The organism is Pseudomonas sp. CFBP 5748 (assembly GCF_053850495.1).
Genome location: NZ_JBSPTN010000019.1, coordinates 1 through 24,397, shown reverse-complemented (window position 1 = coordinate 24,397; position 24,397 = coordinate 1). Strand labels below are relative to the sequence as shown.

The following is a 24,397-nucleotide window of genomic DNA, read 5'->3' as shown; positions in this document are numbered from 1 at the left end:
TCCTTAATCCCAGGCCGAAACCGGTGTGGGTGCGACAGGTTTGAGATCCACTTCCGGCAGGATCACCCACACCCCTGCCGGCAATACCGGGCCCCACTCGGCCAGCCCCGGATTGAGCAGCCAGAGCGCCTCTTCGGCGGCATCGTCACAACGCTCCAGCTCGCGGTACAGCAACAGATTCACCGAATCACCGGCGATGCTTCGAACCCTACGCATTGGCGAACTCCGTTAATTCAATCACCCAGCCGACCACCATCGCGGTGCCGTCATCAATGATCTCCGTCTGGGTTTCCGACACCTTGTTGATCTGCCACAACCCCCAGTTGCGGCCGATGCCGTCAACCAACGGGACAGGAACGCGTTGCGCCTGCAATGCACGCAATTCATCGAGACGATCCATGGCAGTCGCGTACATCGACTTGCCCGTGATCGTCAGCCCTTGCAGGCCTTGGCCGACCTGGCTGGACTTAGGTTTGCTGGTGAGGATGTCGATGCTCTTCCAGCCACCGTCCGAGGTGCGTACCAGGGAGTGATAGGCGAAGTTTCTGGACAGGCCGAAAATGAAGCTGCCCAGTGCCATTTGTTGACGCATCACGTACCTCCGTCGGTCAGGGCCGCATCACTGCGCATGGCGAGTGTGTTGGGCATGGTCGTTAAGCCGAATTGGCCCGAGAGCTGCTGCACCACCAGGTTGGCCAATTGACTGGCGCTGGCCTGGTCCTGACCGTTGATGTAGATGTTTGCGGTCATGGTGTTCTGTGCCGTGGAGGTCTGGGCATTGGTCAGCGCTTTGGCGGCCTGGTCCGGAGGGGGGAGCTTGTCGGCGGGCGTGGCGAGTTGGTCACCCAGCCAGGAGCCCGACTCTCCACCGATCCAGCTGCCGGCCAGCCCGCCAACGACCGCGCCAAGTGCTCCGCCAATGGCGGTGCCGAGGGGACCGAAAAAAGTACCGACAGTGGCTCCGGCGGTAGCGCCTGCCGACGCCCCTGCCCAGCCGCCGCCAGCGGTTCCGAGGCCAGCGCCGATCATCCGGGCATCGCCGTTCATCGCGCCTTCGACCACCTCGGGGGCGGCACTCAGTGCGAATGCTCCAGGTATAAAGCGGGTAAACGAGCGCAACGAAGCACTCATGCCGCGCAAGACACCGCTGGAGCTCGCCCCTGCTTCAACTGTCGCAACGCTCGCTGTCCCCAACACTCGTTTGGCCACTTGGTTGCTCAGCTCATCCGTGACCGCCTTGAGCAACGCACTCACCAGCGGTTTGATCGCTGCGGCAACCAGCACAATTGCAGCGGTGGCTTTAGGTGAGGACTCAGCCAATTCACTCATGCCATCGGCCAGCGAACCCAACGCCTGAAGCGAGCTATCCGCCACAGGCGCCAAGGCATTGCCCGTGGCCACCGATAGACGATCAGCACGTGCACCCAAGACATTCCACTGGCCTTGCTGGGTATTCGACAGCGCCAACGCGTCCTGCCTGACCGAGCCCTTATCACCCAACTGCGACGTGGCGTATTGGGCCGGGTCTTTCACTTGTCCGAAGGCTTCATTCACATCGGCCAGTTTCTGCGCCATGCGCAGCACCGCTCCATCGCCATTGCTAAATAGCGTGGCGGCAAGGGCCGAGCGTTTTTCGGCCGGCTGCGCGTTCAAGGCCGCGAGCACCGTCATCACCGTGCCAGACGTCGTGTCCTTGTCACGCAAGCCGCTCGCCACCGCGTTCGGTTCCAGGCCCAGTTGCTTCCAGGCCGCTTGCTCGGTGGCAGAGGCCTGATCCCCCTTGCCCAGGGCAGTCGTGAAGTTATCAAGCGCCACGCCGGCTTCAGCCTGTTGTGTGCCGGTATTGAGCAATGCCGCCGTCAACGCTGCCGCTTGCGCAGGAGCCAGGCCCGCCGTCGTCGCAGCCGCACCGTCACGCTGCAAGACGGCGCCTATGTCTCCCGGTTTCGCTCCACCGGGGATCTTGCTCAACTGGTTGATGGCATCCGCCAGGTCAAAGGCTTGAGCGCCGCTGAGCTTCATGGAGGTGCGCCAGCCGACCATCATCTCGGCGACTTCCATGGCCGGTTTTCTGAACGCCGATGCAGTGACGCCAACATCACTGGCAAAGCGCAACAGTTCGAACTGTCGGTCCGATGCATTGGGGAGATCGCGACCGATGCCAGCACTGGCTGCCAAGCTTTCGATTCTCACCAGATCAACCGCTTTGGTCCCCCCGGCCGCCACCAGCGGAGCGCTGGCGATGCGCTGGGTGGGCTCCGCCATCTCTGCGATTTGACGAGGGGAAAATTGACCCGCCTGCTTCAAATCGGCCATGGCCGAGTCCATCGCTATCGCCGGTTTAAGCAGCTCCGGCGGTTCGATACCGCCACCTGATTTACCCTTTGGCTCATTGGCCGACTCAGCCTTGGCAGCGGTTCCCATTGCTCGTTGCGCCGAAAACTTCAAGGTCAATGATTCGATAGCCGTCGTCAGCAGACCGAGCTTGAGCCCAAGTTTTTCCAGCGCCAGATCGAGGCCAGACAGCTGATCCCTGGCGGACGTGCCCGTGCCTTGTGCTGACACACCACTCGTGAGGCTGGTATTACCGAACGCCAGCCCACTCTCATTGAAGGCTGCGTATTTGAGCGAATATCTATCGTCCGCCATCCCGCTCTACTCCTGTTTCACGCCAAGGCGAGTGATCGCGATGTCGTAACGGCGCAAGGCCTTGCCGGCGTCCCACTCCAGAATCTCCGCCTCACTTACCGGGTAAATGAGCGGCACCACATCGAGGATTACTTCGATGTCGCGCTCCGAAAGTAGTCCGCCGGTTTGTTTAAAAAATCGTCGATGCGCACCTGAAGTTGCGTCCAGTCGGGCACGCTCAGCAGGCCGAGATCGGGAATCATCAGGCCGGTGCAATGGGCGGTGATGAACTCGGCGCGTTCCTTGGCCGTCTTCAGTTTCTTCATCGCCTTGGTCGCGCGCAGCACCGGCATTTCCAATGTCAGCGACGTCAGGCTGCGACCCGCCACGCTCAGCGGTTGCAGCAGTTGCACCTGGTCGGGGTCGGCCTGTGGGTCATCCAAAAAGTACGACGCCGGGCGCGTGGACATGTCGTGCACGTACTGGGCAATGCTGACGTAGTCCGGGCGTTTGAGCTGATCCAGCTCCTTGGTCGACAGGCCGGTGGCCAGTTTGGCCAGTTCAAAAAACTGCTCGTCTTCATCATCGCCGGCACGGGCCAGGGCGTCTTTCTGCGCGGCGTAGAACAAGGGTTTGAGTGGGAGCTGCTCGATCTGCGACTCGTCGTCAGCGGTGATCGGCGACAGCAGGACGTGAACAGGAGGCGTCCAGGACATGAAGTGAATTCCTTGGTGGATCATGGAGGGCGAGCCCCTTGTGGGAGCGGGCTTGCTCGCGAAAGCGGTGGGTCAGGCAACTTCGATGTTGAAGCTGATGGCCTCTTCGCGAGCAAGCCCGCTCCCACAGGAGGTCTGCGTTCAGCTGGCAGGCCTTGGTTTAAGGCAACAACACCGCACGACGCGCATCACCGAGGATGTCGACACCGTTGAGCACGAACTTCTGGGTGCGCACATCGATGTCGATCACCGGAACGCCGTTTTCCAGGCGGTTGTAGGTGCGGCAGGACAGCTCAAGGTTGGTCTTGGGCTTCTCGGTCATTTTCAGCGGGGTTTCCTCGAGGGATTTCAACTTGCCGCCGACCGTGTGGTAGGTGAACCAAGTGTTGCCATCCTGATCCTGGCCGGCTTCACGCACGTTCAGCAGAATGTCGTCGCCCACGCTCACGCCCAGTGCCAGCATGATTTCCGGGCCGAGACCTTGCAGCGTCAGCTTGGCCGTCAGCACCTTGCCGCCCTTGGCCATTTCCTCGCCAATGAAACGGCCGCCACGCATCTCTTCCATCTCGAATTCGATCTTCGGCGGGGTGAAATCTTCCACCGTCGCCGACAACGGCAGGCCTTGCAGGGTGGCCGCGATGGCCTGTCTTACGCGGTTGGTAAACATTAGAGAACGTCCTCCAGGAACTGCTCGATGATTTCATCGCGGGCATTGAGTTGATAAATCATGTGTTCGTTCGGCGCATAGCGGCCGTAGTCGATGACCACGTACCAGGTGCCGTTCTTGTACTTCTCGACGCTGTTCAATTCCGGGTGCAGGTACACGCTGCCACCGGGGATGGTTTCGTCGGCGACCAGGGTTTGCAGCCAGTCGTTGATGCGCTTGACCTCCTGGTCCATGAACGACTTGGTCAGGTTCTTGGCCATGGCCTTCTGGCCGGCTTTCACCAGCTTGCGGCTGATGGCATCTTCCAGGCCGACGTAGCTGATGAACTTGCCGGTGATGGAGCGGTTGCCCAGCAGCGAGAAGCCGCCGAGGATGGTTCGGGCGTAGTAGCTGACGCCGTAGCGGTTGAGCAGATCGCCTTCGGTGGACGTGTCGAGGATGTTGTATTCGACAGTGCGCGAGACATCTTCGGCGTAGGTGACCTGGTTGCCCGGGCTCTCCCATTGCTTGACCTTGGCCAGCGCGGCGATGGCCAGACTGGAAGGCGCCAGGAAGACGTTTTTCTTCGCTGCCTTGGAGTACACCGCCGGCATGTTGTGCACCACCAGGCAACGGTCGAAACCGAGGTCGGCGCCGCCCAGTTCCTGGCTGTAGCTCACTTGATCAGCGACCGAGGCGTCCTTGCCGTCGAGCACCACACGCGCCTTGATACGCTTGCCGAACGAGGCGAACTCACTGGCCACCGCCTTGGTGCCGGTGAAGCCCGGTGCGCCGATGATGGTCAGGTCTTCCGCGACTCCACTCAACGCCGCCAGGCCGAGCTTGCGACCGGTCTGCGCCTCGATGCCGCCGATCACATTGTTCTGCGTGTCGGCCAGTGTCGCGCCTTCCTCGACGATAACCACGTAGACCGGCACCTTGACCACTTTGAGGATCTGGTAGACCGCCTGGAACAGCGTCCCCGCCTCGGCACCGGTCGGGTCCAGCTGGGCCTGGGTGGTGAAGCTGTTGATGCGGAACGGGGTGTTTTTCGGAATCAGCAGGTTGGCATTCGGCGCGGTGCCGACCAGCCCGATGACGTTATCACCCAGACCACCCATGGCCTCGGGAGATTCAGTGGCATTGACGGTAATGCCGTTATGCTCGAAGTTCAAAACCTCAGCCATGGTTATTCAGCCTTCTTGGCAGCGGCCTTTTTGGCCGGTTGAGTTGGGGTGGCTTGCATGTCGACAGCCTGTTTGTGTACCGCCAGGACGCTGGTCAGCTCCAGGCGACCGGCACTGCGCAAGGCATTGGCCTCGACATCCAGCAGTTCGAGTTCCTGGCCGGTGCTCGACCAGTGGCCGCCGCCGGTAGGGAATGGCAACAGCACGGTGTATTGCTTACGAATGGGCATCTACGGGTTCTCCAGACGCGAAAAACACAAAAGCCCCATCACGGGGCTTATTGCGGGCGAAAAAAAACCGCTGTCGCGGTTGGGGTTACTTGACGAAGGTCGGTAGCACGTGCCAGACCAGGTTCGATGGATCCTCGATCTGCTCGGGGATATCCCGCAGGGCTTGGCGGTAGGCCTTAACCTCAGCGCGCTGTGCGTCTGTCGCTGGGTAGTCCGGCAGTTGAGTGAAATCCGTGTCCCGCAGAAGCTGGTTGCGACGGTTGCGAATGGCAGCCCATTCGATTTCACGCGACGGTACGGCGAGTGGAATTTCAAGCGTATCAGCGTTGGATATATCAGACATGTTCGTTCCTTAACTGAAGACAACGGTTTCGGCCAAGGACAATTTGGTGCTCAAGTCGCCCAGATTGAACAATCGACCATTGCCCACCCGCATCGTGTCGATGCGCACGGTGGTGTAGTAAATATTGGGAACCAGAATCCGCATGACAATATTGCCGTTTGCATCGACATAGACAGTGGGGGTCATATTCCCGAAGGTCGAGACATTTTGCAGGACCCGCGTAGGCTGATAGCAATACCCCACCAACGTCTCGTCGATTATCTTTGCCGTGCCGTAGCTGTACCCCTTTATGTTGAACCAGAACATCTCCGAATTGACATTGATGTTAAGAGGCACTTTGAAATGCATGTACACGTTTGCGCTGGCGCCCAGGTTGGTGGAGACAAAATCACCCTGTGCCGTGGCGCCATAGACGCCGCCAGTCCCGTAAACATGTCCTTGCAGTACGTTGCGGCGGATTGTGCCAAGAGCGTTCGGATCCCCTTCCACATCCTTCAGGCTTCGCCACTCATTGAACTGGGTCAACGCCGTGGCCATGGTCGTATTGATACTGCCGATCTTTCCATTGACCACTGTGGTCAAGTTATTAGCCGCTGTCACCAGCGACGCGATAGTGGTTTCCAGACTCACGTTTCAAGTTCCTTGTGCTATTGATTTATTTGGCTTCAAGCGTCATCACCCGAAACATCAGGCCGACATGTCGCGCCATATTGTCGATATTGGCAGTCGCCAGGGTGGCGATTTCCTCGCTCAACAGGATGTTCAAATCGTCAGACCCAACCACCACCGTGACGCTTTGCGCTGGCAGCGGTGAGATATCCAGCGTGAACTTTTGCAACACGCGCGCTGCAGCGGCTTTGTAAGTCAGCAACTTTCCAGCCACTGAGTACACCGCTAGCAGCGTGCCGGTGGAGAGATAAAAACCGAATTCACCGATCTCGTATTCATCAGGCCCGTCGAACAGGGCAGCCATTCTCAGTTGCCCTGGATCGAGGTCTTCGTAATCCACGATCGCCACACGCTGCCGCTCATCGCGAAGCGCCGTTTCCGATCCATTGGGATCGTAGCGAGCGGTGCCAGCACCGATGTGAGTGATCTCACCTTTCAAGCCTTGGTTCTTTGCCTGCAACACTTCTGCCAGGCCGGCGGAAGTGAAGCGAACCAAGCGCGTAATGTCTTCTGTCATGGCTGCGCCTTGAGGTCGTAATCGTTAATGGTGTAGCGCTGGGAAATCCCAATGCCAATAAGCCGCGTACCGAGTTCAAGTACCGGCAGTGCCCCGCACAAAAACAGCTCACCGTCGATCAGCGGCCCGTGCAAAACTGCCGCCGCTGCCAAGCCACCGCGCGTTTGATGCACGAGGGTGATGGTGGCTTGATCGCGCTCGCTCTTGGCTGCATTGATTCGCTTTATCAGGCGATTGTGATCACCACTGGCCCAACCTTGGCCGATGATGGCTTGCACATCAAAGGTGTAGGGATGGGCATGGGGTTGCTGTTCATACCAGGAGGTGACGTGGGGCGTGAATCCCAGAGACTCGACAGCGTGGTTCAACGCCTGGCGAGTGCCGGCCTGACGCTGGATCTGCCAGGACAGTGAAACCGTCAGACGTTTTTCCAGATCGCTGGCTCCCGCATCCCACTCGCTGACGCCGCGGTCCGCCGCCAGATATGGCAAGAAGGCGGACGGGGTCTGGCTCGCGTTCATCAACTCGGGAAACGGCGGGTCAATGCGATCGAGCAACCGACCAAAACCCAGATCAAGCGCCCTTTCCAGCGCCGAACTGTTGGCCGGCAGCAGGCTTTGGCGAAGTGTGTCGTCACTCATAACGTATCCACCTCGACCTCGACACCCGTGCAGTACGGGGCTTGGAAAGCCGTCGTCACAATCGGCGCCAGCGGTTCGAGAATCTGCAGTTGAACTGCGCCCGCGCTGTGCAACGTGTAGTCGATCCAGCTCGGGTCCACCCGACCTTCCAGGCGGTGACAGGCCTCGGCGTACGCCTGTAATTGCTGCTCTGCGGCAACTTGGGTCAAACCCGAATCCGGACCGGCATTGATCTTCGCCACGACACGGATTTTGTAGGGTTTGATTTGCGCGGCCTGAACGATGACCAGGTCGGTTTCCGGTCGCACATCCGGCCGGGCGAAATGCTGGCGAACGCCCTCGAGCAGCGCCTCGGACGGTGTGCCATTGCCCTCTCGGGACAGCACCGTGACCGTGACTTCGCCCGGGGCGGTGCGGCGTCCGTTGCCGTCCTTGATCTGCGCCGCGTATCCATCCGGGTCGAAGGTATAGGTGACCGTCACCACGCCCGCTGCCGCGTTTTCCACCTTCACGGCAGGCCGTTCGCCCAGGGTGAAGATCTCCCGCCGATACTGCATGCGCGAGCCAGCCGCCGGGGCATGCGGCGCCAGGTAGTAGCGCAAGCGGGCATCATCATCGCTCTCGTAGACCGGCAGGATGGGCGGGAAAGCCGCCGGATCGCCCGGGTCGAGCAGTTGACGCTCAAGGCCCATGTCCGCGAGACGGGCATCGAGGTTGGTGCCGGTGGCCCACCACGCCAGCATCTGCTTGATGCGAGCGTTGTATTTGCGTTCGTGGGTTTGCAGCCGGACACAGAACGCCTCAAGGGCCAGGGTCAGCAATTCGCTTTCGTTTTCCAGGCTGTCCACCAGCTTGGCCGCGCTCTCGGGAGAGCGTGCGCCGACGTACTCGACCACGAAGGTCTTGAATTCGGCGAGCAGATCCTCGAACGCTTCGACGGTGACGATGGCCGGTTCGGCCAACTGGTTCTGGCCGGGTATCAACATGCTCATGTCACCACCTCGAAAGTCTGTTTGCGGTTTTTCCAGGTGCCGGCGAAGCGCAACAACAAGCCGGCGCCGTGTCGGCTGGCGACAATGACCTGCGGCTCGAAATCAGCGATGCCGTTTTCCTGGTTGTAGAACGCTTGGGCCGCATGGCTCTGGGCGAGAATCAGCAAGTCATCGCCGAGGTTCTGCCCAAGCAATTGCGTGAGTGCGCAGCCATACAGCGGGCGCTTCTGGCGAGTGCCCAACGGCGTGGTCAACGCCCGAGTGGCGCGCTGGACAAATTGCAGCCAGTCGTCGACCGTGGCGCCGGAATTTCGATCGATTCCAATCATGGGGAAATCTCTTATGCGGTACTGATGACGCGTCCCTGATGATCCACCACCGGGCCGCTCAGGTGCACACCGGAGGCGTCGAGCCGAATGCCGACGGCGCCGACCTGCAATTCAATGGCCTCGGGCGTCATCGCCAATCTCGACGGGCCAATGCTCAACTCAAGGGATTCACGGGAACCGGTGAATGCCGCCGGCCCGTTTTGCCAGTGCAGGACATGGCTGGCGTGGTCGTAGCCGTTCTCCGTGCCGTCCTGATACAGGCGACGGGTCAGCGATGCCTGGGTCGAAACGGGCGGGAACTGCCCACCGTTGAGGCCGAACAACGCCACCGACTGCCCACCGCCCTCACCGCCGCCATGGTTCAGCAGCAGGCACTGCTCACCGACGGAGGGAATCCGCGACTCGCTCTGGGCGCCGGCGCTCGGGTTGAAAAAACGGATCGCCGGGGTGAGCAGCCCGCCATGACTGACCTTGCAGGTGTTGCTGGCCGCATCGACTTCCTGGCAGACGCCGATGCGACAGAAGCTCTCCGCACGTCGATGCAAGTCTTCCAGCTCGGTTTCCATCTCGGCCAGACGCTCGATGATCGGCCCCAGATGCATCCGTAACAGCGCATCGAACATGGGTCAGGCCTCGAGTGTGGTGTATTGATCCGGGTCGTCGATGTTCGAGACTTCCCAGGTACGGGCAAATTTCGGGATGCCCAGCGGGTCCTCCAGCAGCATCGGGCCGAGATAGAGTGTTTGGGTAAATGAAAGGGTCCAGGCGGTGTACGCCCGAGCTTCGTGGGTGAACGCGGATGCGATACCATCGATCTCCGTGGGCAGATCGCATTGATCACCCGACAGCCCCCAGCGGTTATCCACGACCAGGTGTTTCAGCTCACCGGCCAGATCGCACGCCTCCCATCCCGCAACGGCCATGACCACTTGCAGGGAAACCGTCAGGACATGGGCGATACGCCCATCGTTGGCGCGGTTGCCTGATGCATCACGTTCAATGGCAATCAGCACCCAGGGCTGGTCGTCGGTGCCATCGAAATCCTGAGGGCTGCCGATTTTCAAAGTGGGGTAAGTGGCGCGCAGCGTCTGGGCAATGGCGGCGAACAGCTGCGACGGTTTTTCGATAAGGACGGGCATTGATCGCCTCCTTGTGTATGGATCAACGATGTCGATTCATGGCTGGTCGGGAGGAACGTCCCGCGGTGGCACTTCGCAAACGCCAATCCGCTTGGCGACCCAGCGCTCGTAAAGACCGATAGCCACATCGGCACCGGCCATGGCGGTCAGGCAACCCAGGGCGCAAGCACTCCAGATCGACATGCCGAGGGCATACAACAACATGGTTGCCGAAACCCCGCAGACCACGCAGGCACCGGAGCGCAGGGCCAGGCGCCGCAGCAGCGACCAGCCACGGGCGCCCTCCTTGTCAGCACGCCACATCTCGCCGGACACCCCACCCACCAGGGCGAGCACGATGACCAGCCAGATCGGCATGTCCAGCAACGCTTGTTGCTCGTTTGTCATGTCACGCCTCCTGGGGGGTGATGGATGAATGCTTGGAGTCGACGGGTCTTCGCAGGACAATCGTTGGTTTACAGTGGCTCAACGCTGACGTTGTCGATGAAGGCGAAGTGGGCGTAAGGGTTCTGCTCATTGGAGAACGCCAAAGTCGTTTGGGCCGAAGTGGCCGTGAAGTCATACGTGATGGTGCTCCACTCCACGGCGGTACCTTTGGCCGACGGCGTGTTGAAGGTGACACTTTGCCCCGCCACCTTGACCTGGATGGTGCCGTCGCCGGAGCGGCTGGCGTAGCGCGAATTACCCGCGCTGAAGGTCAATCGATACTTGGCGCCGACTGCGGTGGCGAAGTTCTGCTGGATACCACCGCCGTTGCCGTAGACATAATTGGCCAGGTCGACAATCACAACGCCATCCGCAGCCACGGAACCCCCGATCGAAGCGGGCATATTGAAGTACTCGGCGCCGGACAGAAACGTCGTCCAACCGGTGATGAAATTGGCTTTCGCCGGGGTATCGAGGATGCAACTGCCACTGCAGCCTGGCTGTTCGAAACTACCGTTGACCAGAAGGTTGGCGGCGCTCGCGTTGCTCCCAACACCGAGCAGCGCAATGGATAGCAACAGCGGGGCAACGTATTTCTTGAAACGACTCATGATTCACCTCTTGAGTTATTGATTGATCGCGCGGTTGATCAACAGCGCTCATCTCGCTCTCTGGCGATCACTCGAGGCTCAAGGGCCTTCACATGATTCAACGTCCCGCATCGGGAACATTTGATCTGGAGTTCGGTGTTCTCGCCCATGCGGGCCAGAAGCCTTTTGCAGCTACCGCATCTGAAATCCTTCAGCATTGAAAGCCCTCCCATTGGCGGCGGTTTGAAGTGCCTCATGGCACAGGCATTCCAAAAAGCCCGGTTGCCCAGGCTTTTCAGTAATACGTCTGATCTTTTGACGTGCCTTTAATGGAACTGGGTTGGCGTCACTTTGGAGCAGCGCAGGTCGCGCCTTTGTAAGTCATGGTGTAGGTGTAGTGCCTGTCCCACGACAGCGGCAGCGCGCTGGGTGCCGACCATTCCGCGTAGTTACCCGACATTGAGCCAGCAACCACCAATTTACCCATGGCAATGGTGGCGAGATTATTGGCACTCCCTGCGCCTGGCATTGGCACACTCCCATTCCATTGGAGATCGTCCCCGTTCTGGAACCATGCGCCCTTCCAGCCAGCCTGCGAGCTTGAATACCAGGTATTGTCCGCTTTGAAACAGATCGTCTGGTTGGCATAAAAACTACCGCCCGGAACATGGTAGGACGCAAATTGCCACGAACCGACAGGGGACGTTTCAGCCAGCGCATGGGCGACCTGGGCCGCCAGGACGGCTGCGATCAGAACACTGAATAGTTTTTTCATTGATCTACTTCCTTCAGGTAATGGTTTTTGGGGCGTTGATACAGAGGCATTCCAAAAAGCCCGGTTGCCCAGGCTTTTCAGTAATGCGCTTGATCTTTCGGCGCGACTGGCGCGGTACGGATCCATTCAAATTGTTCCTCCGGCCGCGGTCCCTGCCCGCCGGATAACTGCTTCTGGTGCTTTACGCTGCACACCCGGGTCAGTTGCCAACCCTCTGAACCGTTAAGGCCGGTTCATCGCTGCCTGTTGGTGGAACTAAAGAGCTTTGTTGCCAGCCGCTTTGTCGAGCGGCTTGGACACAGAATATGCATGGATGCATACACAGTCAATGCGTAAATGCATTTATTTATGCATAACGGATGCACTGACGCATCGACAGCCAGTGAACACAGGGGGCAGAGGATTTTCAGAGGCGAAAAAAAACCCGCACGGCGGCGGGTTTTATCTGACAGCGGAGGGGTTAGCGGGCGTACATGCCCCACCAGAAGACGTGGCCGAGGATGACGATTTGCTCATCCTGCATTTCCTGGAAGGTGTAGTCCTCATCCGGATGCTCGTCGCGATTGAAACTGCGCAGGCGGATGCCAGTGGGCAGGCGGTAAAGCTGCTTCACCCGCAGTTGGCCGTTGTGGTTGATGGCATAGAGGTCGCCGTCGACGATGTCGCCGATCCCGCACTTGCCCGCGTTCACCCCGACCGTGGCCCCGTCGCGCAGCACTGGCAACATGCTGTTGCCGCGCACCGTCACACATTTGGCCTGATCGAACTGCACGCCGTTATGGCGCAGGCTACGCTTGCCGAAGCGCAGGCTAGAACGCTCGCTTTCCTCGATGACGAATCTTCCTGATCCAGCAGCCAATTCAACCTCACGCAGAAAAGGGACCGACACCTCGTCTTCCTCGACGGGGGTATCGTCATCCCACAGGCTTATGTCCTTGAGTTCGGAATGCGGCTCGTCACGACGAGCATTACCGGCAGGCACAACGTCCGCGCGCCCGCGCAACTGGTCGGTACTCACCGCGAAGTATTCGGCGATCTTCGAGATGTGTTTATCCGAAGGATCGACAATCTTGCCGCTGAGGATCCGCGAGAGGGTGGACTGAGGCACGCCGGTACGACGGTGAAGCTCCGTGGGGGAGATCCCGTGCTGATCGAGCAATGCTCTTAATACGGTAGAAACGTTGCGTTTTTGCATAACGCGCATGATGCTTGTTCTTTTTGCAGAAGACAAATGCTGTTTTGCATAAGCGTGCATATCGACGACGAACTGCTTCCCTCCAACATCAACGCAAGCTGAACCACCGCTATCGCGAGCAAGCTCGCTCCCACAGGGGATTCGGGGTGCATGCGATGTCTGTGAACACCTCGGTAAAACTGTGGGAGCGGGCTTGCTCGCGAAGACGGCGGCACATTCAACGCCGATGCACGCTGTCCTCAGCACTCTCGCTGGCTACGTAGGGCGGCCAACTTGTGTGAGCGCTTCGCGCTCAAGCGGGAGCAAGCTCCCTCGCCACGGATTCAATTCAACGCTCAAATGAACGGTGTTGCGACCAAGCGTCATGTCTTCCGACACTTGGGAAATTCCCCCTACAACCTCGTGGGAAACGGCCCAACCCTGCATCCTTCAAATGTGCGACACGAGGCTACGTCGCCTTGCGCCTCTGCCTACAACTACGCCAGAATCCGCCGGCTTGTCCACCTTGGATCCCATCGGTACTTTTGATCCTGTCACTGCCCATCAGTGATCGGGTTTAGTCGCTCGGTATTCCAAGGTGCTCATTGCTCCATTCAGTCAGGTATCCCCATTCCTGCACTTGATGGTGGCTGTGCGCAGGGCGCCCTCGGGCGCGCCGGTTCCTTGGATCCCCGGTCGACTAACCTGCGTACAGCTGCCACCCCCTCGTTTAGTCGCGAGTGAGTGGTGGCTCAACTTCAAGGATCCATAGAATGCCGAAGAACACACCGAATCCCCCAGACGATCACACCTCCCGCCCCCAGTCGGCCAAAGCCAAAAAACTCGACGACGCGGCCACTCGTGCCCTGGACTATTACCTCAAACCCAAAGCCGACAAAGAAACTGGCTACACACCCGACACCCTTTTCGTCATCGCCCCTAACATCGACGCCGAATGCCTGCTCGCCAACCTCAGCGAAACCCTGGCCTCGGCCAACGCCATGGTCAGTGATCTGGCGTTCGATATGGAGGGCTCGCGACGGCATATCGCGCTAGGGGTCCAGCAGATGATTGAGCTGGGGCAGTTGCTGGCGAATCGGGCGTTGGATGTAGTTGAGCCGAGGTAGGCATTCATGATGTGGGCCGAGGTAAAACAGGCCCGACTTAAACAGAAACAAAAAACGACCATGTGTGTAGCCATACTGTTCACTTGAGCAAAACGATGAACCTGTGGCGAGAAAGCTTGCTCTCGCGGGGCTGCGCAGCAGCCCTTTTTTATGAGCGCTTCGCACTCAAGCGGAAGTAAGCCCCCTCGCTACGGCTTTACCGACTTCCATAAATGGGCAGCACTAGGCATAACGTGGTCTGGCATAGCTCGGTTCAAACAATAGGTATCGTCGAAAAGGAGTTGGATTGATGACGGAGGACGCCGATACACGCAACCAGGTAATGACCTCAGCAGACCAAGCCGTTTGTGAAGACGCATTGCGCTTCGCTAGATCCAATAAAAAAGCAATCGCAAAGCGACTCACAGATAAGGTGCTTTATCCGCCAGAAGAGGCGCCGGTATCAGTTTTCATGGCGGGCTCTCCAGGCGCGGGTAAAACCGAGGCATCAATAGCTTTGGTGAATCTATTTACAGATACCGCCATCCTACGCATAGACGCTGATGAACTGCGAAGCGAATTTCCTACTTACGCGGGGGCAAATTCCTGGCTTTTTCAGGGCGGTGTATCGATTCTGGTCGATAAAATGTTGGATTTTGCGTTGGATCAACAGCAGTCCTTCATCCTTGATGGAACGTTTTCTAACATAGACGTAGCAAGACGGAACGTAGACCGCTCCTTGAAAAAAGGGCGATTCGTACAGATTTTGTATGTATATCAATCGCCTGTGCTTGCTTGGGAATTCGTCAACGCTCGCGAGGCGGCCGAGGGTAGGAGGATCCGCAAAGAACATTTCATCAAGCAATACTTCGCCGCACGTGACGTAGTGAACGCCCTTAAGCTAGAGTATCGAGGTGACGTCCATGTGGATCTATTGCTCAAGCATATCGATAATTCGGGACGACTTTACAAAGCTGGTGTCGATAAAATTGACTACCATATCCCTGAGCAACACACGCGGGCCGACCTAGAAGCCACGCTCGAGCCATCATCAGGAGGGCACCTATGATTTCGATCAAGCTAGGCTTGTCCAAAGGAGCCAAAAGCACCTTTGCCGATTTTATCCGTAATGCAAAGTCGGACCAAAAGAAGCGTGTTTATGGCGAGGTTTTGACAGAGGCTACCAAGCAGCAGAACTTGGTGATGATGCAGGCCGAGGCTAAACGAGCCTGACATCAAGATTTAAGGAAAGCCCGACCACGTGTCGGGCTTTTTTGTTGCCTGGCTCATGCCTCGTAAAAGATTGTTCACCACATGCCGAAAGGAAAAGACCTGGGGCCAGAAATCCAGTCTGATCAAAAACAATCGAAGACACTCATCCCTGGGTCCCCCTCGACCGCCCATGTTAACCTTGCGCCCATCGCGGAAAAGCCGGGCCAATGCCCCTCCTTTTGCCCCACACCTTTCAACGAGCTTCCCTGACACCCATGAATACAGCCGTGAACGACCTCTCCAGCCACACGCCGATGATGCAGCAATACTGGCGCCTGAAGAACCAGCACCCCGATCAGCTGATGTTCTACCGCATGGGCGACTTCTACGAGATCTTCTACGAGGATGCGAAGAAGGCCGCCAAGTTGTTGGACATTACCCTGACGGCGCGTGGGCAATCGGCGGGCATGGCGATTCCGATGTGTGGGATTCCTTACCACGCGGCGGAAGGTTATCTGGCGAAACTGGTCAAGCTTGGCGAATCGGTGGTGATTTGCGAGCAGGTCGGCGACCCGGCCACCAGTAAAGGGCCAGTGGAACGCCAAGTCGTACGGATCATTACGCCGGGCACGGTCAGTGATGAAGCCCTGCTGGATGAACGCCGGGACAACCTGATCGCCGCAGTCCTGGGCGATGAGCGCCTGTTCGGCCTGGCCGTGCTGGACATCACCAGCGGCAACTTCTCGGTGCTGGAAATCAAGGGCTGGGAAAACCTGCTGGCAGAGCTGGAGCGGGTCAATCCGGTGGAACTGTTGATCCCGGATGACTGGCCCAAAGACCTGCCGGCAGAAAAACGCCGTGGCGTGCGACGTCGGGCGCCGTGGGATTTTGAGCGCGACTCGGCGCTGAAAAGTCTCTGCCAGCAGTTTTCCACCCAAGACCTCAAGGGCTTCGGCTGCGAAAACCTGACCCTGGCCATCGGTGCCGCCGGCTGCCTCTTGGCCTACGCCAAGGAAACCCAGCGCACCGCCCTGCCCCACTTGCGCAGTCTGCGTCACGAGCGCCTGGATGACACGGTGGTGCTGGACGGCGCGAGCCGCCGCAACCTGGAGCTGGACACCAACCTGGCCGGCGGCCGCGACAATACCCTGCAATCGGTGGTCGACCGCTGCCAGACCGCCATGGGCAGCCGCCTGCTCACCCGCTGGCTGAACCGTCCGCTGCGTGACCTGACGGTGCTGCTGGCGCGCCAGACTTCCATCACCTGCCTGCTGGACCGTTATCGCTTCGAGCAACTGCAACCACAGCTCAAGGAAATCGGTGACATCGAGCGGATCCTGGCCCGTATCGGCCTGCGCAACGCCCGTCCCCGCGACCTGGCGCGCCTGCGCGATGCCCTCGGCGCCCTGCCCGAGCTTCAGGTGGCGATGACCGACCTCGAAGCGCCACACCTGCAGCAACTGGCGCGCACCACCAGCACTTACCCGGAACTGGCCGCGCTGCTGGAAAAAGCCATTATCGATAACCCGCCGGCGGTGATCCGCGACGGCGGCGTGCTGAAAACCGGCTACGACGCCGAACTCGACGAGTTGCAATCGCTGAGCGAAAACGCCGGTCAGTTCCTGATCGACCTCGAAGCCCGGGAAAAAGCCCGCACCGGCCTGGCCAACCTCAAGGTCGGCTACAACCGCATCCACGGCTACTTCATCGAGTTGCCGAGCAAGCAGGCCGAACAGGCCCCGGCCGACTACATTCGCCGCCAGACCCTCAAGGGTGCCGAGCGTTTCATCACCCCGGAACTCAAGGCGTTCGAAGACAAGGCGCTGTCGGCCAAGAGCCGCGCCCTGGCCCGTGAAAAGATGCTCTATGAAGCGCTGCTCGAAGACCTGATCAGCCAACTGCCGCCATTGCAGGACACCGCCGGCGCCCTGGCGGAACTGGACGTGCTGAGCAACCTGGCCGAGCGGGCGCTGAACCTGGACCTCAACTGCCCGCGCTTTGTCAGCGAGCCGTGCATGCGCATCAGCCAGGGTCGTCACCCGGTGGTCGAGCAGGTACTGACCACGCCGTTCGTGGCCAACGACCTGAGCCTGGACGACAACACCCGCATGCTGGTGATCACCGGTCCGAACATGGGCGGTAAATCCACCTACATGCGCCAGACCGCATTGATCGTGCTGCTGGCCCACATCGGCAGTTTCGTGCCGGCGGCGAGCTGCGAATTGTCCCTGGTGGACCGGATCTTCACCCGGATCGGCTCCAGCGATGACTTGGCCGGCGGGCGTTCGACCTTCATGGTGGAAATGAGCGAAACCGCGAACATCCTGCACAACGCCACCGAACGCAGCCTGGTGTTGATGGACGAAGTCGGGCGCGGCACCAGCACCTTCGACGGCCTGTCCCTGGCCTGGGCGGCGGCCGAACGGCTGGCGCACCTGCGTGCCTACACGCTGTTCGCCACCCATTATTTCGAACTGACCGTGCTGCCGGAAAGCCAGCCGCTGGTGGCCAACGTGCATCTCAACGCCACTGAGCACAACGAACGCATCGTGTTCCTGCACCATGTGCTGCCCGGCCCGGCCAGCCAGAGCTATGGCCTGGCGGTCGCGCAACTGGCCGGTGTCCCCAGCGAAGTGATCAGCCGGGCCCGCGAGCACTTGAGCCGCCTGGAAACCACCAGCCTGCCCCACGAAGCGCCGCGCCCAACCAAAGGCAAACCGGCTGCACCGCAGCAAAGCGACCTGTTCGCCAGCCTGCCCCATCCGGTGCTCGATGAACTGGCCAAACTTGATCTGGACGACCTGACCCCACGTCGGGCACTGGATTTACTCTATACATTGAAGACACGGATCTAACGCACAAGCTTTCAAGCTGTTAGAATCTCGCGCGGTTTGGGATGCTGCGGGCTATTAGCCTGGTTCGCAGACTATCCTCCCGAACCTGGCGACCCCACCGTGAAGGGGCTCCGCTGCCGCCGCCTGAGGAGAGAATTAGAAATGACCTTCGTCGTCACCGACAACTGCATCAAGTGCAAGTACACCGATTGCGTAGAAGTCTGTCCGGTGGACTGCTTCTACGAAGGCCCGAACTTCCTGGTCATTCACCCGGACGAGTGCATCGACTGCGCCCTGTGTGAACCGGAATGCCCGGCGAACGCCATTTTCTCGGAAGACGAAGTGCCAGCCGGCATGGAGAACTTCATCGAGCTGAACGCCGAATTGGCGGACATCTGGCCGAACATCACCGAGAAGAAAGACGCGCTGCCGGACGCCGAAGAGTGGGATGGCAAGGAAGGCAAGATCGCCGACCTCGAACGCTGATCCTCTCGGCGTTCCTCGAAAAGGCCCCTTGCGGGCCTTTTTGCTTTTCCAGGCTCAAGAAATCGCAGGCAAAAAAAAGGGGCGGTTTGACCCGCCCACATTTTTTCCCTAATCCCTTTGGTCCTTTTCATCGTCCTGATGAATCGCGTCCTGCGATGTCCTTCCTCCCCATCGTCCATGACAGGTGTGTCTGTCCGTCGACACAGGACTGATATTAATATCTTCCCGAACGAGCGCAATTCGCCTGCCAGCGTTGCCTTACCCTGTCACGCTACGTTCATCAAAGAAAAATTCTTTATTAATCAATGCACTACAAAAACAGGACAACTTTAATAGCCGTCCATCCCTTCGTTGGAAAACCGATCGCTTACGCAACACTAGGCAAAGGCTTACAAGCTGAAACTACAAATAGAGCCGGACTGGAAAACAGTCACCGCAGAAACGAAAAAGCCCCGAACCAGTCGGGGCCTTTTCTGCTGCGCCTGCGTTCGAGTTACTGGAACAGCGACTCGCTCGACAGGCCATTTTTCTCCAGGATCTCCCGGAGACGCTTGAGACCTTCAACCTGGATCTGTCTCACCCGCTCACGGGTCAAACCAATCTCCAGGCCTACATCTTCAAGGGTGCTGCTTTCATGACCGCGCAAGCCGAAGCGGCGAATGACCACTTCCCGTTGCTTGTCCGTAAGTTCCGAAAGCCACTGGTCGATACTCTGGGACAAATCATCGTCCTGGAGCAGCTCGCATGGGTCCGTGGGTCGATCATCGGTCAGGGTGTCCAGCAGGGTTTTGTCCGAGTCCGGCCCCAGCGAGACGTCTACTGAAGAAACCCGTTCGTTGAGCCCAAGCATTCGCTTGACCTCACCTACTGGTTTTTCCAGCAGGTTGGCGATTTCTTCGGGTGAGGGTTCATGGTCGAGTTTTTGGGTCAACTCACGGGCGGCCCGCAGATAGACGTTCAGCTCCTTGACCACATGAATCGGCAACCGGATGGTCCGGGTCTGATTCATGATCGCCCGTTCGATGGTCTGGCGGATCCACCAAGTGGCATAGGTCGAGAATCGGAAGCCTCGCTCAGGGTCGAACTTCTCGACCGCGCGAATCAAGCCCAGGTTGCCCTCTTCGATCAGATCCAGCAGCGAAAGCCCACGATTGACGTAGCGTCGGGCGATTTTCACCACCAGGCGCAGGTTACTTTCAATCATGCGTTTTCGACCGGCCGGGTCGCCACTTTGCGACAGACGCGCAAAATGAACCTCTTCCTCGGGGGAGAGCAACGGCGAGAAACCGATTTCGTTAAGGTACAGCTGAGTGGCGTCGAGCGCCCGGGTGTAATCGATGTACTTATGTTGTTTAAGTGAAGCGGAGTGTTTGGATTTGGCACGAACGGAAGGTGGAGTCGCCCCTTCATCATTCGACATCGAATCCATAGCGATGCCGGTCTCCATAAGGAGAACCTCATCGTCGATGTCAAACTCCGGCACTTCTTTACTGAGAGCCATTGTTATAGTCCTTTGGTGAGTTCGACCTCAAGCTCAAGCGACGCCTTTATCCTTGGCAACGCTGGAGCCTGTTCCCTCTACGTGACGGAACAGGCTGACAATCAAATCAACGACGTGGCAGGAATTGCAGCGGATCTACTGGCTTACCCTGTCGGCGAATCTCAAAATGCAGTTTCACCCGGTCTGTTCCCGTTGATCCCATTTCGGCAATTGTCTGTCCGACCTTGACCTGCTGCCCCTCCCGAACCAACAGCCTGCGGTTGTGACCGTAGGCACTGACGTAGGTATCGCTGTGTTTGATGATCACGAGTTCGCCGTAGCCCCTCAAACCACTCCCGGCGTACACAACCGTGCCATCAGACGCGGCCAAAACAGGCTGTCCCAAATCCCCGGCGATATCAATTCCTTTATTCAAACTACCGTTTGAAGAGAATTTTCCAATAAGAACGCCACTAGAAGGCCATCCCCAGCCTGTCGGGGCGGGGCCCGCTGGAGGCATCGGAGCGGGGGTCGGTTTGCTCGCGACGGACGGTACTGTCGACGTTGCAGCCCCCGCCGGCCGGCGAATGACCGTGGTTTTACTCGACGACGAAGCCGACGAGCCCGACTGCGTGACAACCGCAGTCGGCGTTGAACCGCTGCGACCATCAAAGCGAATCGTCTGACCCGGATGAATCGTGTAGGGCGCAGGAATGTTGTTGCGCGCCGCGAGGGCCTTGTAGTCCCAGCCGTAGCGAAAAGCGATGGAAAACAACGTATCGCCGCGACGGACTACATACTGACCGGTCGTTACTGTAGGACGTTGCGGCGCCGCATTGTTATTGCGATCGACCACCCGGACATTACCCGACGGTGTACTGGAACAACCGACCAGCAAGGTACTCAAGACAAGGCCAGTCACCAGGCGCTGAAAGCTCGTGATACCCATACGCTGCGCAATGACTGTGAGACTCACCCGCCGCTCCCTTTGTGGTGGCTGAAAAATTGGAAACTGCCTGTCCAGGCAGAAGTCATACAACAATAGCTGGCCGCGACCGCGCTTCTATTAATGAAGCGTGAAGGGGCACCGCACACGTTTGCTCGACGCCGTTGAACGCCGTTTAACAAACCTGCATTTAACGAATCAGCGCCGCTGTAAGACACAGCCAATGCCACGGAATTCAGCGCTTGTTTATAAATGCTCAGGCCAATGGCCCGTTGAGCAATGGCACAAACCGCACGGCCCCGAGAACATGTCGCGAAAAACCGTGTTCTTCGCGCACGATGAGCATCAACTGCTGGACTTCGCCCGCGCCCACCGGAATCACCAGTCGCCCACCGGGAGCGAGCTGATCCAGCAAGGCCTGGGGGACATCGGTGGCCACGGCGGTCACAATGATGCCGTTATAAGGCGCCAAGGCCGGCCAGCCTTCCCAACCATCGCCCCAGCGAAACACCACGTTGCGCAGGTTCAGTTCGACCAGACGCTCCTTGGCGCGGTCTTGCAGCACCTTGATTCGTTCTACGGAGAACACCCGCTCCACCAGTTGCGACAATACTGCCGTCTGGTAACCCGACCCCGTGCCGATCTCCATGACCTTGTCCAGCGGCCCCGCCTCCAGTAGCAACTCGCTCATGCGGGCCACCATATAAGGCTGGGAAATGGTCTGGTTGTGGCCGATCGGCAGCGCCGTGTCTTCGTAGGCGCGATGGGCCAGGGCTTCATCGACGAACAAATGTCGCGGCGTGCGGCGAATCACTTCCAACACCTGGGCGTTGGACAGGCCTTCCTCGTAAAGCCGCTGGATCAGTCGCTCACGGGTGCGTTGGGAGGTCATGCCAATCCCGCGGCGTAGCATATCGTCTTGCTCACGAGCCATCAGCGCAGCCCCTCCAGCCAGCCATCGAGGTTTCGAAAGGCATCGTTGAAGGTGCGATCGAGCTGCAACGGCGTGATCGAGACATACCCTTGCATCACCGCATGGAAGTCAGTGCCCGGCCCGCCATCCTCGGCATCTCCGGCAGCGGCGATCCAGTAACCGGCCTTGCCTCGCGGATCGACCACGTGCATGGGCTTGGCGGCGCGGGCGCGATGGCCCAGGCGCGTCAATTGGATGCCACGGATATGATCGAGCGGAAGGTTCGGGATATTCACGTTCAGCACCGTGCGCGGTGGCAGCTCCAGCTCGCCATGGGCTTCGACCAATTTACGGGCGAAGTAGGCGGCGGTAGCCAAGTTATCAACCTGGCGTGAAACAAACGAAAAGGCAAACGACGGTTGCTCCAGGAAGCGACCTTCCAGGGCTGCGGCGACAGTACCGGAATACAGCACGTCATCACCCAGGTTGGCGCCCAGGTTGATGCCTGACACCACCATGTCCGGCGCGCGCTCCAGCAACCCGTTGATACCCAGGTGCACGCAATCGGTCGGCGTCCCGTTGATACTGATGAAACCGTTATCCAGGTAGCAGGGGTGCAAAGGACGGTCGAGCGTCAGCGAGCTGCTGGCGCCGCTTTTGTCCTGGTCCGGGGCGATGACCACGCACTCGGCAAAATCCGCCAACGCAGCATAAAGCGCGGCAAGACCGGGTGCAGTCACCCCGTCGTCGTTAGAAATCAGAATACGCATGGGCTGTCCGTCTGCCCCACCGGCACCAGATCGACGAGTTCGCGCACCAAGACAGTGGCGAAACATCCGGCCGGCAGGACGAATTCCAGTTGCAGAATGTCAGGCGAGGGATAATGCCACGACAGCCCGCCAATGGGCAGTCGCAGGATGCGACGTTCGTGACTCATTCCCGCGTTTATCAACCAGTCGCGCAAATCGGCTTCGCCCTCGGCGATGGCCTGTTCCAGCGCAAAGGTCGCGCCGGCGGCAGGCGAAGGCCCTTCGCCCCACTGCGGCCCGGTCGGGTGCAGATCGAGAATGGCCAGCCGTGGATCGCTGCATTCAGCTTCGCCGGCCGGAAAAAAACTGCGGCTGTCGGTGAAGGCCAGCAAGTCACCCACCTGCGCTTGTTGCCAGGTACCGTCGGCCACTCGTGCCGCCAGCACCCGGTTGAACAGAAAGCTGCGGGCCGTGGACAACAGCCGTGAACGCACATTGCGCTGTTCCGGCAAGGCCTTGCGCGCCGCCCAGGCACGGGCATCAACGACGTTGCCACCGTCGTGCCCAAACCGTTGGGCGCCGAAATAGTTGGGGATGCCCTGGCGCGCAATCTGTTGCAACCGCGCATCGATAGCCGCGGTGTCGCCCTTGAACTGGGTCAGGCGCAGGGTGAAGCCATTGGCCGAGTGCGCGCCGCGTTGCAGTTTGCGTTTATGCCGACCGGTCTTGAGGATCTTCAGTGTTTCGTTCTCTGCCGCCGACAAATCCGGATCGGCCTTGCCGGGCAACTGGACGCTGAACCATTGGCGGGTCAGGGCCTGTCGGTCCTTGAGGCCGGCGTAGCTGACGGTGCGCAACGGCACGCCAGCAGCCTTGGCAATTCGCCGAGCCGCCTCTTCGGTGTTCAAGCCGCGTTTTTCAACCCAGATCCACAAATGCTCGCCATCGCCGGTCAACGGAATATCGAGCACTTCATCGACCTGAAAATCTTCAGCGGTAGCCTTGAGTACCGCACTGCCCAGCGGTTCACCGTAGGCACGCGGGCCCAGTAGTTCCAATTCAGTCATGGGCGCAGCAACAAGGCGACGGAGTGGACGGCAATGCCTTCTTCGCGACCGACGAAACCCAGCTTCTCGGTGGTGGTGGCTTTCACGTTCACTTGGTCCAACTCAACTTGAAGATCCTCGGCTATCAACTGGCGCATCGCTTCGATGTGCGGCGCCATTTTCGGCGCCTGGGCAACAATGGTGTTATCGACATTGCCGACTTTCCAGCCCTTGGCGTGGATCAGCGAAACCACATGACGCAGCAGCACGCGGCTGTCGGCGCCCTTGAATTGCGGGTCGGTGTCGGGGAAGTGTTTGCCGATATCACCCAGGGCGGCCGCGCCGAGCAATGCATCGCTCAAGGCGTGCAGCAGAACGTCACCGTCAGAATGCGCAAGCAGCCCGAAGCCGTGTGCGATACGCACGCCGCCCAGAGTAATGAAGTCGCCTTCAGCGAAACGGTGAACATCGTAGCCGTGGCCAATACGCATAAAAAAACGCCCCGATTTTTGTCAGGGCGTGAATCTACCTGCATTAGGCGTTTAGAGCCATCCCTTTCAAGGTCTTTTCGTTTTGGCGGCCTTGATTACCCGGTCCGTTGAAACATGTGCATGCACCGCAGT

General features: G+C 59.1%; 31 protein-coding genes. 5 read left to right on the top strand and 26 right to left on the bottom strand.

Translation table 11 applies throughout. The features are described from left to right. Nucleotides 1-3: 3 nt before the first annotated feature. The 20 genes from ACWNZ1_RS27705 to ACWNZ1_RS27610 all read right to left on the bottom strand — a co-directional run bounded on the left by ACWNZ1_RS27705 (nucleotide 4) and on the right by ACWNZ1_RS27610 (nucleotide 13,023). A complete protein-coding gene (locus tag ACWNZ1_RS27705; protein ID WP_135843958.1) occupies nucleotides 4-216 on the bottom strand; it encodes a tail protein X in 213 nt (70 codons plus the stop codon). After that, nucleotides 209-592 carry a phage tail protein gene (locus ACWNZ1_RS27700; RefSeq protein WP_135843957.1) on the bottom strand — a complete coding sequence of 128 codons (384 nt, stop codon included), beginning with the start codon at nucleotides 590-592 and terminating at the stop codon, nucleotides 209-211. The genes ACWNZ1_RS27705 and ACWNZ1_RS27700 overlap by 8 nt, the downstream gene beginning before the upstream one ends. Further along, on the bottom strand, nucleotides 592-2,649 hold the full coding sequence (locus ACWNZ1_RS27695; protein ID WP_456027998.1) for a phage tail tape measure protein: 2,058 nt from the start codon (nucleotides 2,647-2,649) through the stop codon (nucleotides 592-594). Before ACWNZ1_RS27695 ends, ACWNZ1_RS27700 begins: the two co-directional genes overlap by 1 nt. Before the next feature lie 128 nt (nucleotides 2,650-2,777). After that, on the bottom strand, nucleotides 2,778-3,344 hold the full coding sequence (locus ACWNZ1_RS27690; protein ID WP_135843955.1) for a phage tail assembly protein: 567 nt from the start codon (nucleotides 3,342-3,344) through the stop codon (nucleotides 2,778-2,780). Nucleotides 3,345-3,504: 160 nt separating this feature from the next. After that, nucleotides 3,505-4,011: a phage major tail tube protein gene (locus ACWNZ1_RS27685; protein ID WP_135843954.1), complete on the bottom strand. Its 507-nt coding sequence runs from the start codon at nucleotides 4,009-4,011 to the stop codon at nucleotides 3,505-3,507. Continuing rightward, on the bottom strand, nucleotides 4,011-5,177 hold the full coding sequence (locus ACWNZ1_RS27680; RefSeq protein ID WP_135843953.1) for a phage tail sheath protein: 1,167 nt from the start codon (nucleotides 5,175-5,177) through the stop codon (nucleotides 4,011-4,013). The genes ACWNZ1_RS27685 and ACWNZ1_RS27680 overlap by 1 nt, the downstream gene beginning before the upstream one ends. Before the next feature lie 2 nt (nucleotides 5,178-5,179). Continuing rightward, nucleotides 5,180-5,407: a hypothetical protein gene (locus tag ACWNZ1_RS27675; RefSeq protein ID WP_135843952.1), complete on the bottom strand. Its 228-nt coding sequence runs from the start codon at nucleotides 5,405-5,407 to the stop codon at nucleotides 5,180-5,182. Nucleotides 5,408-5,492: 85 nt separating this feature from the next. Further along, a complete protein-coding gene (locus ACWNZ1_RS27670) occupies nucleotides 5,493-5,750 on the bottom strand; it encodes a tail fiber assembly protein (protein WP_456027997.1) in 258 nt (85 codons plus the stop codon). A gap of 9 nt (nucleotides 5,751-5,759) precedes the next feature. After that, nucleotides 5,760-6,380: a hypothetical protein gene (locus ACWNZ1_RS27665; RefSeq protein WP_135843950.1), complete on the bottom strand. Its 621-nt coding sequence runs from the start codon at nucleotides 6,378-6,380 to the stop codon at nucleotides 5,760-5,762. A gap of 25 nt (nucleotides 6,381-6,405) precedes the next feature. Further along, nucleotides 6,406-6,936, bottom strand: coding sequence for a hypothetical protein (locus tag ACWNZ1_RS27660; protein ID WP_135843949.1), 531 nt, complete (start codon nucleotides 6,934-6,936; stop codon nucleotides 6,406-6,408). Beyond that, nucleotides 6,933-7,577, bottom strand: coding sequence for a phage tail protein I (locus ACWNZ1_RS27655; RefSeq protein ID WP_135843948.1), 645 nt, complete (start codon nucleotides 7,575-7,577; stop codon nucleotides 6,933-6,935). Before ACWNZ1_RS27655 ends, ACWNZ1_RS27660 begins: the two co-directional genes overlap by 4 nt. Next, the gene (locus tag ACWNZ1_RS27650) at nucleotides 7,574-8,569 is read right to left on the bottom strand and encodes a baseplate J/gp47 family protein (protein ID WP_456027996.1); all 996 of its coding nucleotides are present in this window, start codon (nucleotides 8,567-8,569) and stop codon (nucleotides 7,574-7,576) included. Before ACWNZ1_RS27650 ends, ACWNZ1_RS27655 begins: the two co-directional genes overlap by 4 nt. Beyond that, nucleotides 8,566-8,898, bottom strand: a complete 333-nt coding sequence (locus ACWNZ1_RS27645; protein ID WP_134923008.1) for a phage baseplate protein — start codon at nucleotides 8,896-8,898, stop codon at nucleotides 8,566-8,568. The genes ACWNZ1_RS27650 and ACWNZ1_RS27645 overlap by 4 nt, the downstream gene beginning before the upstream one ends. Nucleotides 8,899-8,909: 11 nt before the next feature. Further along, nucleotides 8,910-9,521, bottom strand: a complete 612-nt coding sequence (locus ACWNZ1_RS27640) for a phage baseplate assembly protein V (RefSeq protein WP_456027995.1) — start codon at nucleotides 9,519-9,521, stop codon at nucleotides 8,910-8,912. A gap of 3 nt (nucleotides 9,522-9,524) precedes the next feature. Then, complete coding sequence (locus ACWNZ1_RS27635; RefSeq protein WP_256452252.1) at nucleotides 9,525-10,037, bottom strand: hypothetical protein; 513 nt, start codon at nucleotides 10,035-10,037, stop codon at nucleotides 9,525-9,527. Nucleotides 10,038-10,073: 36 nt separating this feature from the next. Continuing rightward, entirely contained in the window at nucleotides 10,074-10,424 is a 351-nt protein-coding gene (locus ACWNZ1_RS27630; protein ID WP_135843944.1) for a phage holin family protein, read from the bottom strand. 68 nt (nucleotides 10,425-10,492) lie between these two features. Then, a complete protein-coding gene (locus ACWNZ1_RS27625; RefSeq protein ID WP_256452251.1) occupies nucleotides 10,493-11,074 on the bottom strand; it encodes a DUF642 domain-containing protein in 582 nt (193 codons plus the stop codon). Between the two features lie 38 nt (nucleotides 11,075-11,112). Then, a complete protein-coding gene (locus ACWNZ1_RS27620; RefSeq protein ID WP_135843942.1) occupies nucleotides 11,113-11,271 on the bottom strand; it encodes a Com family DNA-binding transcriptional regulator in 159 nt (52 codons plus the stop codon). Between the two features lie 128 nt (nucleotides 11,272-11,399). Then, nucleotides 11,400-11,828, bottom strand: coding sequence for a DUF2147 domain-containing protein (locus ACWNZ1_RS27615; RefSeq protein WP_135843941.1), 429 nt, complete (start codon nucleotides 11,826-11,828; stop codon nucleotides 11,400-11,402). Between the two features lie 460 nt (nucleotides 11,829-12,288). Further along, nucleotides 12,289-13,023, bottom strand: coding sequence for a LexA family transcriptional regulator (locus tag ACWNZ1_RS27610; protein ID WP_210645117.1), 735 nt, complete (start codon nucleotides 13,021-13,023; stop codon nucleotides 12,289-12,291). Nucleotides 13,024-13,775: 752 nt separating this feature from the next. Between ACWNZ1_RS27610 and ACWNZ1_RS27605 the strand changes: the two genes are divergently transcribed. The 5 genes from ACWNZ1_RS27605 to fdxA all read left to right on the top strand — a co-directional run bounded on the left by ACWNZ1_RS27605 (nucleotide 13,776) and on the right by fdxA (nucleotide 18,640). Continuing rightward, nucleotides 13,776-14,129 carry a DUF6124 family protein gene (locus ACWNZ1_RS27605; protein WP_456027994.1) on the top strand — a complete coding sequence of 118 codons (354 nt, stop codon included), beginning with the start codon at nucleotides 13,776-13,778 and terminating at the stop codon, nucleotides 14,127-14,129. 322 nt (nucleotides 14,130-14,451) lie between these two features. Then, on the top strand, nucleotides 14,452-15,177 hold the full coding sequence (locus ACWNZ1_RS27600; RefSeq protein WP_135847954.1) for a zeta toxin family protein: 726 nt from the start codon (nucleotides 14,452-14,454) through the stop codon (nucleotides 15,175-15,177). Beyond that, nucleotides 15,174-15,341 (top strand): hypothetical protein, encoded by a 168-nt coding sequence (locus tag ACWNZ1_RS27595; protein WP_178084238.1) that lies wholly within the window; start codon nucleotides 15,174-15,176, stop codon nucleotides 15,339-15,341. Before ACWNZ1_RS27600 ends, ACWNZ1_RS27595 begins: the two co-directional genes overlap by 4 nt. 266 nt (nucleotides 15,342-15,607) lie before the next feature. Next, a complete protein-coding gene (mutS, locus tag ACWNZ1_RS27590; protein WP_256454374.1) occupies nucleotides 15,608-18,175 on the top strand; it encodes a DNA mismatch repair protein MutS in 2,568 nt (855 codons plus the stop codon). A 141-nt stretch (nucleotides 18,176-18,316) separates the two neighbouring features. After that, nucleotides 18,317-18,640, top strand: a complete 324-nt coding sequence (fdxA, locus tag ACWNZ1_RS27585) for a ferredoxin FdxA (protein ID WP_014336809.1) — start codon at nucleotides 18,317-18,319, stop codon at nucleotides 18,638-18,640. Nucleotides 18,641-19,133: 493 nt separating this feature from the next. On the opposite strand, the gene rpoS is transcribed toward fdxA, so the two are convergent. The 6 genes from rpoS to ispF all read right to left on the bottom strand — a co-directional run bounded on the left by rpoS (nucleotide 19,134) and on the right by ispF (nucleotide 24,265). Continuing rightward, nucleotides 19,134-20,141: an RNA polymerase sigma factor RpoS gene (gene rpoS / locus ACWNZ1_RS27580; RefSeq protein ID WP_003198289.1), complete on the bottom strand. Its 1,008-nt coding sequence runs from the start codon at nucleotides 20,139-20,141 to the stop codon at nucleotides 19,134-19,136. A gap of 106 nt (nucleotides 20,142-20,247) precedes the next feature. After that, complete coding sequence (locus tag ACWNZ1_RS27575; RefSeq protein WP_135843938.1) at nucleotides 20,248-21,096, bottom strand: peptidoglycan DD-metalloendopeptidase family protein; 849 nt, start codon at nucleotides 21,094-21,096, stop codon at nucleotides 20,248-20,250. A 226-nt stretch (nucleotides 21,097-21,322) separates the two neighbouring features. Then, nucleotides 21,323-21,958 (bottom strand): protein-L-isoaspartate(D-aspartate) O-methyltransferase, encoded by a 636-nt coding sequence (locus tag ACWNZ1_RS27570; protein ID WP_170862085.1) that lies wholly within the window; start codon nucleotides 21,956-21,958, stop codon nucleotides 21,323-21,325. A gap of 41 nt (nucleotides 21,959-21,999) precedes the next feature. Beyond that, nucleotides 22,000-22,749 (bottom strand): 5'/3'-nucleotidase SurE, encoded by a 750-nt coding sequence (gene surE / locus ACWNZ1_RS27565; protein WP_135843937.1) that lies wholly within the window; start codon nucleotides 22,747-22,749, stop codon nucleotides 22,000-22,002. After that, a complete protein-coding gene (gene truD, locus ACWNZ1_RS27560; protein ID WP_135843936.1) occupies nucleotides 22,737-23,795 on the bottom strand; it encodes a tRNA pseudouridine(13) synthase TruD in 1,059 nt (352 codons plus the stop codon). The genes surE and truD overlap by 13 nt, the downstream gene beginning before the upstream one ends. After that, nucleotides 23,792-24,265 (bottom strand): 2-C-methyl-D-erythritol 2,4-cyclodiphosphate synthase, encoded by a 474-nt coding sequence (gene ispF / locus ACWNZ1_RS27555; protein WP_003184863.1) that lies wholly within the window; start codon nucleotides 24,263-24,265, stop codon nucleotides 23,792-23,794. The genes truD and ispF overlap by 4 nt, the downstream gene beginning before the upstream one ends. Between the last annotated feature and the right edge of the window lie 132 nt (nucleotides 24,266-24,397).